This is a genomic window from Arsukibacterium tuosuense (assembly GCF_900215315.1).
Taxonomy (GTDB): Bacteria; Pseudomonadota; Gammaproteobacteria; order Enterobacterales; family Alteromonadaceae; genus Alishewanella; species Alishewanella tuosuense.
In genome coordinates this window covers 195672-208920 of the sequence record NZ_OBEB01000006.1, presented here as the reverse complement: position 1 = coordinate 208920, position 13249 = coordinate 195672, and the positions used below count along the sequence as shown (strand labels likewise).

The 13249-nt window shown below is 49.0% G+C and carries 12 protein-coding genes and 3 tRNA genes; 2 read left to right on the top strand and 13 right to left on the bottom strand.

Annotated features, from left to right (window positions below):
- Positions 1-64: 64 nt before the first annotated feature.
- Positions 65-1480, top strand: a complete 1416-nt coding sequence (locus tag CRO03_RS13535; RefSeq protein WP_141397750.1) for a sensor histidine kinase — start codon at positions 65-67, stop codon at positions 1478-1480.
- A 516-nt stretch (positions 1481-1996) separates the two neighbouring features.
- Here CRO03_RS13535 and CRO03_RS13530 read toward each other — a convergent pair.
- The 5 genes from CRO03_RS13530 to dnaQ form a co-directional block, all read right to left on the bottom strand.
- A tRNA-Asp gene (locus CRO03_RS13530) sits at positions 1997-2073 on the bottom strand.
- Positions 2074-2099: 26 nt separating this feature from the next.
- Positions 2100-2176: transfer RNA gene (locus CRO03_RS13525), tRNA-Asp, on the bottom strand.
- Positions 2177-2191: 15 nt separating this feature from the next.
- Positions 2192-2268: transfer RNA gene (locus CRO03_RS13520), tRNA-Asp, on the bottom strand.
- Positions 2269-2376: 108 nt separating this feature from the next.
- On the bottom strand, positions 2377-3825 hold the full coding sequence (locus CRO03_RS13515) for a TIGR03503 family protein (RefSeq protein ID WP_097112157.1): 1449 nt from the start codon (positions 3823-3825) through the stop codon (positions 2377-2379).
- Positions 3813-4517, bottom strand: coding sequence for a DNA polymerase III subunit epsilon (gene dnaQ / locus CRO03_RS13510; protein WP_097112156.1), 705 nt, complete (start codon positions 4515-4517; stop codon positions 3813-3815). The genes CRO03_RS13515 and dnaQ overlap by 13 nt, the downstream gene beginning before the upstream one ends.
- Before the next feature lie 66 nt (positions 4518-4583).
- Between dnaQ and rnhA the strand changes: the two genes are divergently transcribed.
- Positions 4584-5057 (top strand): ribonuclease HI, encoded by a 474-nt coding sequence (rnhA, locus tag CRO03_RS13505; protein ID WP_097112155.1) that lies wholly within the window; start codon positions 4584-4586, stop codon positions 5055-5057.
- A gap of 184 nt (positions 5058-5241) precedes the next feature.
- Here rnhA and CRO03_RS13500 read toward each other — a convergent pair whose 3' ends face one another.
- From CRO03_RS13500 to CRO03_RS13465, 8 genes are all read right to left on the bottom strand, one after another.
- Positions 5242-5826 carry a glutathione peroxidase gene (locus CRO03_RS13500; protein ID WP_097112154.1) on the bottom strand — a complete coding sequence of 195 codons (585 nt, stop codon included), beginning with the start codon at positions 5824-5826 and terminating at the stop codon, positions 5242-5244.
- A 90-nt stretch (positions 5827-5916) separates the two neighbouring features.
- Positions 5917-7971 carry a TonB-dependent receptor gene (locus CRO03_RS13495; protein WP_097112153.1) on the bottom strand — a complete coding sequence of 685 codons (2055 nt, stop codon included), beginning with the start codon at positions 7969-7971 and terminating at the stop codon, positions 5917-5919.
- A 19-nt stretch (positions 7972-7990) separates the two neighbouring features.
- Positions 7991-8503 (bottom strand): hypothetical protein, encoded by a 513-nt coding sequence (locus CRO03_RS13490; RefSeq protein WP_097112152.1) that lies wholly within the window; start codon positions 8501-8503, stop codon positions 7991-7993.
- The gene (locus CRO03_RS13485) at positions 8500-9453 is read right to left on the bottom strand and encodes a tetratricopeptide repeat protein (RefSeq protein ID WP_170949018.1); all 954 of its coding nucleotides are present in this window, start codon (positions 9451-9453) and stop codon (positions 8500-8502) included. Before CRO03_RS13485 ends, CRO03_RS13490 begins: the two co-directional genes overlap by 4 nt.
- Before the next feature lie 171 nt (positions 9454-9624).
- Complete coding sequence (locus CRO03_RS13480) at positions 9625-10116, bottom strand: Ig-like domain-containing protein (RefSeq protein WP_097112150.1); 492 nt, start codon at positions 10114-10116, stop codon at positions 9625-9627.
- 10 nt (positions 10117-10126) lie between these two features.
- Positions 10127-11710 (bottom strand): DUF4331 domain-containing protein, encoded by a 1584-nt coding sequence (locus tag CRO03_RS13475; RefSeq protein ID WP_097112149.1) that lies wholly within the window; start codon positions 11708-11710, stop codon positions 10127-10129.
- 130 nt (positions 11711-11840) lie between these two features.
- Positions 11841-12515: an anti-sigma factor gene (locus CRO03_RS13470; protein WP_097112148.1), complete on the bottom strand. Its 675-nt coding sequence runs from the start codon at positions 12513-12515 to the stop codon at positions 11841-11843.
- Positions 12512-13054, bottom strand: a complete 543-nt coding sequence (locus CRO03_RS13465; protein ID WP_097112147.1) for a sigma-70 family RNA polymerase sigma factor — start codon at positions 13052-13054, stop codon at positions 12512-12514. Before CRO03_RS13465 ends, CRO03_RS13470 begins: the two co-directional genes overlap by 4 nt.
- Positions 13055-13249 lie beyond the last annotated feature (195 nt).

Sequence of the window (13249 nt, the reverse complement as noted above, 5' to 3'; positions counted from 1 at the left end):
AATAACCTAATCGCAGCAATTATAGCAGGCAGTCTGCTCTGCCATAACCAGAAAGTTGGTTGATGTGGATACAACGCTTGAAAATATTCTATTGCATGTATCGCTAAGCCCGGTGCTTGATAGCGGCGACAGTCAGGCAGCGGAATTGCTGTTGCTGCAAGCTTGTTTAAATGGTTTAAAAATAGCCCGGGTTAGCTTATGGTGCTTTGATGATAACAAAGATGTCATCACTTGCGAGCAACTTATTGATAAAGATTTGCCGTTAAGCAGCGAAAAATCAACCTTTAACCGCCGCGATTTGCCTGCTTATTTCAGCGCACTCGATCATCAACGGGTTATCCGTGCCACTGATGCCCGCAACCATCCTGCTACCGCTGAATTCACCGAAGATTATCTTATCCCATCCAATATTTTTTCTATGCTGGATGTGCCAATCCGGTTTGGAGGTGAAATGATCGGCATCATTTGTTGTGAACAAAAAAAGACGATAAAGCACTGGACAGACGATGAAACTCATTTTGTAGCAGCATTAGCCGACCTGTACGGCCGGGCATTGACGGCCAGTCAGAAAAAACAGTACCAGCAACAGCTTGAGCAGTTGAATCAACAACTCGAACGTCGCGTTGCTGAGCGCACAGAACAGCTGGAAAAACATATTCATGAACTACAGCATACCCAGGCGCAATTAGTTGAATCAGAGAAAATGGCATCTTTAGGCACGCTGGTCGCCGGCGTGGCCCATGAGGTTAACACCCCTTTGGGTATTGCCATTACCGCTAACTCTCATTGTGTTGAGCTGACAGATAAACTTCAAAAGCTATTAGAAAGTAATACATTAAGTCGCAGTAAACTCGAGGCCACCATCATGGCTTTGCGCGATAGTCATGGCGTCATAGAACGGACACTTAACCGCTCGGCGGAACTGGTTGTTAATTTTAAAAAAACCGCGGTGGATCAATCCAGCTACGATATTCAGACTATCGACCTGGCAGACTATATTCTCACATTGGTATCGACTCTGAAGCCATACACTAAATCGTATAATGTAAGTCATATTATCCAGTGTCCAACGCCAGTAAATATTACAACTTATCCCGGCGCTATAGCTCAGGTGATCACCAACCTGGTAATTAACGCCTGTATTCATGCCTTTGAACAAGATAACAATGACAATCAGATTGTCTTTTTGATTGAGCAAAAACATAAAGATAAAGATAAAGTGGAGCTAACAGTTCAGGATACAGGCAAAGGTATTGCGAAGGTTGATCAAAAACGAATTTTCGAGCCTTTTTACACAACAAAGAGAAGTAACGGTGGTAGTGGCCTTGGACTGGCAATTGTTTACAACCTGGTTGCCAGTACGCTCGGTGGTACCATCAGTGTTGAGTCAACATTAGGGAACGGAACAAGTTTTAGGCTCACCTTGCCGGTGAAATGTCCGACGGCGAGCAACCCTATTAAAAAGATGGAGAGCTCTTAGTAAACGGCTAAGTATCGCTGCATTTAAAGTAAGCTCAAACTTAAATATAAAATAAAATGGCTTCGCTACCGGGACTCGAACTTGAAGCTAATTAAAATGGCTTCGCTGCCGGGACTCGAACCCGCGAGCATTCTGGCTTGGGCGTGACAGGCCGGCTAAGCTCTTAACAGAGAGCAACCGACTGAACTACCGCTCCGCGCTGAAGTGAGCATACGCTCTTTGGAAACTGACTGAAATGGCTTCGCTGCCGGGACTCGAACCCGCGAGCATTCTGGCTTGGGGCGTGACAGGCCGGCTAAGCTCTTAACAGAGAGCAACCGACTGAACTACCGCTCCGCGCTGAAGTGAGCATACGCTCTTTGGAAACTGACTGAAATGGCTTCGCTGCCGGGACTCGAACCCGCGAGCATTCTGGCTTGGGGCGTGACAGGCCGGCTAAGCTCTTAACAGAGAGCAACCGACTGAACTACCGCTCCGCGCTGAAGTGAGCATACGCTCTTTGGAAACTGACTGAAATGGCGGAGCGGACGGGACTCGAACCCGCGACCCCCGGCGTGACAGGCCGGTATTCTAACCGACTGAACTACCGCTCCGGAATCAGAAAGCGTTTTTGCTGCTATGGCGGAGCGGACGGGACTCGAACCCGCGACCCCCGGCGTGACAGGCCGGTATTCTAACCGACTGAACTACCGCTCCGAAGAAGCAAAAAATTGGCGGAGCGGACGGGACTCGAACCCGCGACCCCCGGCGTGACAGGCCGGTATTCTAACCGACTGAACTACCGCTCCGCGCTAATTGCACCAGACAATTTCATTTGGGTATCGTCTGGTGCGGCGGGAATGATACGGATAAGGCCAAAGCCCGTCAACTCCTTTTTTGTCGCTTTTGGCTATTCCTTAATCATCCGGCAGGGAAAGATCCAGAATATCATCCAGATCGTTGTTTTTTTGTGCTTTTGTCTGTGACGTCGCATTTTTTGTACTGTTGTCAGTAGCTTTTGATGTCTTGCTTACATTTTTGCTTGCGTCAGCCGACTTACGCCAAAACATCAACGCGCTAAGCTTGCTACCACTCATTACCAACCAAATCGCAATACTACCGGCAATCAAAATAAATAAGTTGATGCCGATTACCAGACCCCAAGGGAAATCAGGTTCAGGTTCGGGTTCAGATTGTTTTGTCTCAAGCTCAGCTAATTTTTGTTCTGGCAGTTGCTCCAGCTCGGGGGCAGCAAAGGTTTGCTGGTTTACCACAAAGCTCAGCTCCGGCATCGTCAACATAAACTCACGGCCATCCTGCCAGTTGCCAAATACCGCGGTTTCCAGAATATAGCTACCAAACCCTTTGTTTAGCACATTTAATGTATTATCAGGGTTATCCTCGGCGTTCAGGGCGTACTGGTCGACACTGCCGTCCGGATAACGCACCCGCCCCTGGATCAGTAAACTTGCTGCTTCCACTCCGGGCTCTGTGACATTGAATTTAACCTGATGACTATCTGTTTCAATGCTCGCCAATACCACTTCCGGATTTATCGGTGCCGGTTTTAAAATAACAGGCGCCTGCTCCAGTTCCCGGGTATACAGCGCGGTCCGGACAATATATTTTGGTGTCCACTCACCAGCGACGAAATCCAGTTTAAATTCCCCGGTGAAAAGACCATCACGGGCCCGTTCATCAAAACCGCGGCCGTCATCCCGAAATGTCGCGACCTGAATAATACCGCGACCAAAGTTGTCAAACTCAGCGTTATTAGTACTGATAAAAATAACTTCCAGAGTCAGCACTTCACGAAAATCACGGGCGTTTACTGTTGCCCCGCCATTCAACAGCCGGGCCGTTACTTTTACTGTTTCACCTACCATCAGGTTGTCTGGCAGAGGGTCAACGTCCAGCTTAATATCGGTTAGCACCATGATCCTGCTTTCAGGCAAAATCCGGCCGATAGCCTGCCAGGGACCGGGCATTGGGTTTTTAATTTCTATTAAGTCGTAGGTGGCGGCATCATGCCAACGGATCTGATTTTCCTCCGCGGTATTAAAATGCAACTTACTGCCGTCAGGCCTGACCAATACCACCGAAGCACTGCCGGGCCGGCGGAACATTAACAGGGTGATGGTTTCAACTTCGCTGTCAATCCGGAAACGATTTTCAAAAAAAGGGATCTGGTTTTTTGTTGGTAAGTCGGCTAATAACGCAAAGCCTTCAGCCTGGGCGCTGGCTTGCTCGTCGGTCAGCGGCTGCTCCGCTGTTACAACAGTATCCTGCAGCGCCTGCACCATCGCTGGCAAGAGCAAGGCTGGCAACAGCAGTAATAACCACCAATGGTCCCTTAATTTCGCCACAAGCAACTTCCCCCTTTTTTCTGGACTAAATCCAGCCGGCTTTCATGAGCTTGTAGTTCATCGGCTGACGCCTTAATAACCTTTAGCTTGCTGTTACGAATAATAACTGTCTGGCCGTTATCGTCTGAATCGCCCTGTTGCTGTTCAGCCGCCAGATTTAAACTGACCTGACCTCCGGTCATCAGTAGATAAACGTCGGCCAGAATTTCAGCATCGAGTAAGGCGCCGTGTAAAGTACGGTGGCTGTTATTAATGTCGTATCGTCGGCACAGTGCGTCGAGGTTGTTTTTCTGGCCAGGGTGCAGCTCACGCGCCAATTTCAGGGTATCTAGCACCGCACAGTATTCATGTACCGGCGGTAAGACTGGTCGCAGCCTGGCAAACTCATGGTCAATAAACCCAACGTCAAACGCCGCATTATGAATAACCAGCTCGGCTCCCTGAATATAGTCAAAAAAGCTTTTAGCAATATCGCGAAATTTTGGCTCATTAGCCAGACGCTCATTGGTAATACCATGCACCGCTATTGCTTCAGCTTCAATCTCCCGCTCCGGGTTAATATAGACATGATAGTTATTACCGGTAAAACGGCGATTAACTAATTCAACACAACCAATTTCAATAATTCGGTGGCCTTCCCGGGGATTAATACCAGTGGTTTCGGTATCGAGAATAATTTGACGCTTTAACATGATAGATTTCGCTTTTTACTGCAATTACGTTAGATTATACGCCGTTTTGCTTCGAGGAAAGGCTTTATGCAGAAAAGTGTTGCGATCTATACCGATGGTTCCTGCCTGGGTAACCCGGGCCCCGGCGGTTACGGCGCTATTTTAGTGTATAACCAGCATCGCAAAGAACTAAGCGGTGGCTTTCGCCTTACCACCAATAACCGGATGGAACTGCTGGCCGCTATTATCGCCCTGGAAAGCTTAAAATCTGCCTGTCAGGTCGATTTGACCACTGACAGCCAATATGTACGGCTGGGAATAATGCAATGGCTGGCCGGTTGGAAACGCAACAACTGGAAAACCAGCCAGAAACAGCCGGTTAAAAATCAGGATTTATGGCAGCGGCTTGATACTGCCGCAGCCAGACACAAGGTAAATTGGCACTGGGTTAAAGGCCATGCCGGCCACCCGGAAAATGAGCGCTGCGATATATTGGCTCGCACAGCCGCTGAAGCGAAACCGACTACTGCTGATAAAGCTTTTGAACAGAGTCAACAGTAAGCAAAAACATGCTAGCTATTTAATTAGCAACAATAAACTCAGACTAGTCAACTGCGGCTAGAACCTCGATTCGGTCATCACAGAGTGTCTGAGCGAGCACGTAAGTGCGAACGAGTTGCTGTGATGAGCCGAAGCGAGTGTTGTAGCAAAAGCAGTTGACCTGCGCCGAACTTAATCGCCGCAATTACTCGCCAGATTTAGTCGTAGCTTCAGCACCGCTGCTAGCTGCCAGCATTTTTTCCAGTTCAGCAATAAAATCTTTATCATCTGGTGCGGTACGGCTACCAAAATGCTTAACGATCTGCTCGTCGCTACTTATCAGGTACTTATTAAAATTCCATGACGGCGTTTCACCGGTTTTGGCAATTAACGCTTTAAACACCGGGTTAGCTTCATCACCCTTTACTTTGGTGGTGGTAAACATTGGGAATTTCACGCCATAAGTCAGATAACACACTTCAGCGGTTTTTTCAGCGTCGTCATATTCCTGTTTAAAGCTGTCAGAAGGAAAGCCTAATACTACCAGCCCTTTATCCTGGTACTTCTGGTATAACGCTTCTAAACCTTCGAACTGCTTGGTAAAACCACATTTACTGGCAGTGTTAACCACCAGTACGGTTTTGCCCTGATACTGCTCGCACAAATCAACCGTTTCCCGGGTGTTCAGTTGCTGCATAGCATGCCCCAGTATTTCGCCGCACTGATTGGCGATGGCTGAGGTTGATATCACTGATGTTGCTAACACCGCGGCGTTTAACCATGTTTTCATTTTTAATCTCCAGTTATGCTGTTGGCTTGCACTGTCAGCGATTACGTTAGTTAAGCTTAAACCGATCTGTCACTTAGCGATAGCAGCAGATTAAAATTGATAGCTTGCCAAAATCCTGAAGGTTCTCGGCTCCAGCGGATGGGAATGCCGGTCTTCCACACCATCAGCCGGCTCACCCGGTAAGCGCGAGCTGTAAAAATAGTCAATATCATTCTGATTACTGTCCAGCAGATTTAATAATTCCAGATTTATTTGCCACTGCTGCCAGCCATACTGATAGCCGGCATTGACTACTGTCGTCGCAGCAGAGCGCTGCTGATTAAAGCTATCTAAGGTACGTTTACCAAAATGACGCAACCGTAAACTAGCCTGCCAGGGCCTATCAGCTTTGTAGATCAGCCCCATGCTGGCAACCAGCGGTAAGGAGCCGTCAACATAGTTGCCCTCACCCTCCGCCTGCCCGGAAAAACGCGAGCGGGTTAGTGCCAGCTCGGCATCCAGACTCCAGTTTGAGCCAAGCCAGTAGTACGCAGCCAGTTCAACACCGTAGCGCTCGCTGCCCCGATTTGGCTCATTGGTACCTGCATCACCAACATACAACAGTTCAGAATCGAGCTGCAGGTACCAAAAAGCAACAGAAGCATTAAATGCCGTGTAATCAAAAAAGCGCAGCCCCAGTTCAGCACCATCAGATTTAACCAGTAAATCAACGGGTGTTACTGCAGCTAGTGATAACGGATCTGCCACCGTAGTGGCACCACGGGCATCATTAGAATGAAAACCCTGGCCGGTATTAAAATAAGCCTGCCAGTTAGGAGCAAACTGATAGCTAACGCCGGCTTTCAGCGAGACTATATCATCAGCAGCATTACCGGAATTGGCGGTGGTAAGGGCACTGTATACCGACGCGTTCATGTAGTCGTAACGCAGGCCGATATGAGTAGTCCAGTCAGCGTTCAGCTGAATATCGGACTGACTGTAAAGCCCGACAGAGCTTTGCTTCACCTTATCGCTGCGCACAGTATTTAGTCGCTGTCGTGCCCGTGTGTTATACAAACCTACCTCGGCAATATCGTCGTAACGTAACTGCACACCGACCACATGCTCGACTGCAAACTGACCGACACGGTGATGCCAGTGATGGCTAAGCGCACCACCCACTATCTTTCTTTTATCAACCTGCTGAAACTGGTCACCGTTCAGTGGGTCGGCCAAAAAGTATGTAAAGTTGGACCATAAATCCATATCTGAATCAATTAAATAGGCATTTGCTTGCCAGGCATCGCTATACCAGCCAGCTGACAGACTGTAACGGCTGCTATTACCACCAACGGTCGGGTCAAGCGATCCCAACCGGTCTATCAGGCCTGCTGTTGCCGCACGGTTTGGGATCTGATCGGCGGCATTCCAGCTGTTGTTATAGGCCATAGTCGTAACCGTAAACTGGCCACTGGCCAGCGGCTGACTATAACGGGCTATAGCATTGAATTTATCAACGTCTTCATTAATATCAGTCCATGGACCATCATATCGCTGCACCTCGCCCGCCAACAGCAAGCTGCCAATGCCCTGAGCGCTGCTGCCTTTTGCCAGCAGCCGCTGGTAATTATTCTGACCAATCGACATTACCACTTCATCTTTGGTGCGATTTTGCAGACTGAAGCGGGCAGATCCTGCCGCCGAAAAATCACCATCGTCTGCATGATATGCCCCTTTCTGATATTCGATCTGGCTGATCAGCTCAGGCATAATAAAACTCAGATCAGTATAACCCTGACCGTGACCATGGCTGCGCATATTCAGTGGCATGCCATCGATTGCTGTGCTGAAGTCGGTGCCATGGTCAAGGTTAAAGCCCCGCAGGAAATACTGGTTTGCCTTGCCACTGCCACTGTGTTGCGTTACCACCATGCCCGGGATAAACTCCAGTACCTCTCCGGTTCGTAACAGTGGTCTGTCGTTTATTTCCGCATTGCCTATTATGCCTTCAGATGCCGAACTGGCCTGCCCCAGCAAATCGGTCTGCCGGCCCTTAATGATGATTTGCTCCATCATATGAGAAGACAAGGGATCGGCAGCAAGCTCTGCGGGCTGCACACTTAAGATTAATGCAGCAAGCACCACAGTATTTGGATAGTTTCTCATTATTTATTCCGAAAAAGAGCTAGTTATCAGGGAATTTCACAGAATCTGCGGCCAGTACGGCATTAGCCTCAGCACCGGGTACTTGCCAAGACAGCAGCAGCTTGTGGCTGGGTTCGCTTGTAAATAACGCCTGGTACGTCAATTGCCAACTGTCGCTTGTGGCACAGCTAACAGCTATTGGTAGTAACACGTAGAGATCACGTTGCAGTCGCTGTAACTGCCAATCAGCCGCGACGGCGGCTTTGAGCTGGCAACGCTGACCAGCGCTGCTGAACCCGATATGGCTGGTCAAATAGGTATTTAGCGTGGTGGCACTATCCATAACCTGTTGCCATGACACCTGATGGTTATTGTCAGCCGCTATTAATTTGGCCTGAGCTAAATCGTGTAACGCAACTTTCCAGAGCAATGCAGGTTGACCAGACTTCTCAGTCACATCCATATATGCGGTGCTGAATTTATGTGCCAGTGCTGCGGGTGCCAGAAGGCCAGTAACAAGTAAACAAAAAACCAACTTAAAACGTGTATTCATGGGGTTGTTCCTAATTGACCACTTAACGCCCGCTCGCTTTGCCGCAGTAAGGCAATATCGTCCGGCTCTTTGGCGCTTTTATAATTCAGTTCAGCCCAGTGCAGCGCAGCTTGAGGATTGGGGGCAACCGTTAAAAAATAATGCGCCAAATCGGCAGCATGCTCGGTATCGCCCCGGGCAAGCCTTAACTGTATCCGCTCTGCCAGTTCAGCGCTGACGTTGCTGTCAACGTCAAGCTGTTGTTCGGCCGCGGCCAGCCTGACCAGCAGGCTGTCAGCCAGACCAAATTGCTGATGTCTGGATAACAATTGTTGATACACCTGACGATGTTCCGCTAACGCCAGACTTAAATCAGCCCATTTTAACCATAAGCTGGTCGGTGCATCGGCCAATATCGGTGTTAACCACGCTCTTGCCACTTCCTGCTCACCTGACTGCTCTGCTTGTTCGGCCAGAATGCCCCGCAGCCACAAGTCAATCGTGGTCGGTAAACTCTGCTGGCGCTTATAAAGCACCAGTAATGCCTGATAGCTTTGTTGCCAGTCACCATTGCGTCCGGCCACTTCATAGCTGCAGACTGAAAACAGAAACAAGTCTTGCTGCCATAGCCGATTGCAGGCTTTTTGAGCCGCCTGATGCTGTGCCGTAGCCAGATAAATTCGGGCGGCCATCAGGCTGGCGGACAAATGCTGCGGCTCTGCTGCAAGCACCTGCTCAAGACTGGCTAATGCCGCGTCAAACTGATGTTGCTGCTGCAGAATATCAGCCCGCAATAGCTGGTATTCAGTGCTGCTATGATTTGCTGCACTTACCTGACTGAGCCAATATTCAGCCTGATGAAACCAGGCGTCATATCCCGGCTGACGCGCGCCATGCAAATACAGAGTGGCCAGCTTCAGAACATCGACGTCGTTCGGTTCGGTAGCAACTCGTGCGGATAGTTTGCTCATCTGCCCTGTTAACGGCAAAGGCTCCGCCAAAGCTATCGTTTCGTCTGCTAATGGTTTGTATCTGTCAGCATGAGACGCAGTGCAAATTACAGCAAACAATACAAAAATTACGTATTTCATAGGCAAGCCTTATAAAGAGCGGGGCGACTATTCGCCCCGTTTTTTTACAACTTACAGACCATCCAGCAAATCGGCATAATCTGCCTCGGCCATCGCGTCCATAGTAAACTCCCGACCGTTTACCGCTAATGGCGTAGCGGTGCCATCAGCAGCAAAAGCCTCGCGGCTGTAACTAAGAAACGAGACAACGGCTACCTGAACATCTATGCCAACGGTAGCTTCAGTAAAGTTTTCACCATCGGTAATTTGCACCACAAAACTGTCATCACCGGTAAACTCACTGGCCGGGGTGTAAACAAAGCGGCCATCGCTTTGAATCGCCACACTGCCGCTTGCTGCCTCCATAGTTAAACTGAAGCGAAGACGATCGTTTTCCGGATCAGTAGCGACCAACCTATCCATAATGACTACGTCGGTTTCGGTGACAAAGCTGCTGCTGGTAAGCTGCGGCGGTTTATTGGGCTTGTCACTACTGCCGTTGCAGGCGGCAAGCCCGGCAACTGTTGCCAGCAGTAGTACCGTTTTTAATACTAAGTTTTTCATCACAACCTCCTTAGTTAGGTGAGCCCGCCAGAGGCGTTAATAAATACGGAAACTGGCTATCCAGCATAGAGGCATCCAGCGGCGCGCCATCGGTAAAAGGTACGTTGCCTACAGGTGCGTCAGCGGGCTCACACAGGCCTAAATTAGTTGGCTCGCCGGCAATGGGAATGTCATGACACAATGCTCCCATCACCACTCTCAGTGCAATATCAACCACATCGTCACCCGGGCGGCGACCATTCGGGAAGCCTGCCAGGTCATCTCCGGCCACCCCAAATGCAGATTGCATCGCGGCGGGTGTTGCAGGTATCGCGGTATTTAACCGCAGCATTTCGGAAGGGGTGACCGTCGACAACTGATTTACACCGGGGAAACCGGTTAAAAATGCAGTGACTAAGTCTGTTCGTGGGAAGTTAGCAGGCGCTAAATCTTCGATATCAGTGCCCAGAGTGGTATTCACGGCATCTTTAAACAAAATGTTTAACAGCGCAGGCAAAGTAGGATGCGTGACATAATCGGCAAACTGACCGTCATCCGCCGGTTTGCTACTGTTAAATTTGTCTTTATCAGCCAGACCAATAACCAGCTCATTGACCAGTGGATTACTTAAACGCGATACCTGCACCAAAGCACCACCATTTACTTCAGGCCGGCTAAAGGTTGCATTCGGATTTAAAATACGCGCCTGTGGCAAACTGGCTGTGGTCCAGGCACCGATAACGCCATTGCCTGAGCCAGTGACACAGCTGGTAGGGACTTCAATCGCCAGGGTTGTGACGTTTTTGTCAGTCAAATCGTCATTGGCACTCGTTTGGGTAATACCACCCGGAAAGCCGCCACCATCGCCAGCACCAGGGGCACTATCTCCCTCAACCGGTACGTAGTTAACTAAATCGAAAGTTTCGCCCAGATTGACCACGAACGGGTCTTTACGCTGTCCAACAAATATCCGGCTTTGCCCATCACATCCAGGCATCGCGACATCATAAACATATTGATCTGCATAAGCCTGATAAGCAGCGCTGCTGCTGAAGGTCTTATTCCCGACATAGTCATACGGTTTGGTAAATTGCATTGCGCCATCAGCAGGCATCAGCGTGCTTACGTCAGTACCACTTACCATTTCAACAGTATAATTTTCGTTAAAGTTCAATGTAGCATTGCTGTCACTACTAATTCCGCCAACATTTTTCAGCGGCACGCCAACCATCCGCTGATTACCCTCAGGGCCAATAGCCAGTTGCACCCCATCTCCTTCATTTGCCAGGCTTTGGCTAAAGCGGAAATTAAAACTCATATTGGGCATAGCGTCGCCATCGTTGTCGATGTGAATGCTGTAAACGGCGGCCGGATCAAGTGCGAAATAATTTGGACCACCATAAGCATCCTGCAATGGAATGTAGTTTGCAATTAACGTGACATAGCCTTCCCGGCCACTTTCATAACTGTTAAAAACGTAAAAATCAGTAGCATCAATGGTGGGCATTCTGGTAATGCTGGGCGCTTCACGATGGCTGGATGCCTCTGCATTGCCAACAATTATGGCGGCACTCAGTGCCGATGTTACGGCTAAAAAAAGTATTGAACGTTGCATGACTTTGATCCTTTTTGATTTAAGTTGCCACCAAGTAACGACATACTTGCCTTAGTGGATGCAGCTAAACAAAAAAATGCAAAAAAAAACCGCCGCAGCGGTTTTTAAGATTTAAGACATTCGTCAAAAGTCAGATGGCGATAATCTCGGCAGTAAATAACACTGGCCCGGTAGGCTGACCGGTTGGCGAGCCGCCTAACGGTTCAAAACTGACCGCCAGTGCAGCAATATCAACTCCTAAGGCTGCGACAGGCCACTGTACTGTGGTTTCACCCTGTTGCGGTAAAATCCCCAGTGACACCGGCGGCTGGCCATCAGCAGGTAGCATCCATAGCTGATAATCATTTTCAGTTGCCGCAGTTACCGCTGACGTGGCTTTCAACACCAGCTGCTGTTCCTGACGTGATACCAGCCACAGCGCTTTGGCTTCAGTCGTCTGAATAACAGCCACTTCGGTTTTAACCGGCGTTGTTAACATCGGTTGGATAAACACCACGGCCAGCAACACACAAGCTGCTGCAGCCAGGCTAAACCATAGTGGCCGGGTATTGCGGTTAATCACCTGCTCTTGTGGCAACCAGCCTAAGCGGCGCTGAATCTTTTGCCATACTTCTGACCGGGGCGCGGTAGCAGGTAACGATGCTGCCAATGGATTTAAATGCTGCTCCCAACGCCACACTGTCGTGCGCACTATACTGTCGGTAGCAATTAATTTTTGAAAACGCATTCTGGCGCGGCCATGCATACCACCCAGCACGTAGTTAACTGCAAGGGCGTCCAGTCTCTGTTGTAGTTGATAATTCATCCTTCAAGACACCTCTTTAACTGGGTTAAACCACGCCGGATCCAGCTTTTAACCGTGCCAAGCGGCGAACCGGTATGCTCGGTAATTTCGTGATGACTTAAGCCATTTAAATAGGCCAACTGAATAGACTGACGTTGCTCTGGTACCAGGGCGTCCATACATTCGTCTAACTTAACCTTTTCCCTGGTTAAGCCCAGCACCTCCCCCGGCTTTATCTCTGCGACTAAGTCATCAGTGACATCGATATGCTCGGCCTTAATCCGGCGTGATTTCAGTAAATCGAGTGCCCGGTAGCGGGTAATGCTAATCATCCAGGTCATTACTGTGCCCTTCTCGGCATGATAATCTGCCGCGTTGTGCCAGATCCTGACAAAAGCATCTTGCAGCACATCCTCGGCCCAATCGTGGCGGCGCAGCAGATGCAGTGATACTGAAAATAACTTGCCTGAACAAGCCTGATACAGCTTTTCAAATGCCGAACGGTTGCCATTGGCAGTGGCATAAAGCCATTCAAGCAGCTGTTGTTGCGATGTTTCCATGTCTGGTTCCTTGTTGTTTTAGCCAAGTTACGACAAGGCTCGTCAACTGGATGCAACAACACATCCATTTTTGCCAACCATATTATTTTATAAAGCAGCAGTAAATTCTGACACCTGCGCTATCATCCTCTTTCATTTTTGCTTAAGCCCATTATGCTTAGCACACTATCAATAAAATACCCTATTAATTAATTG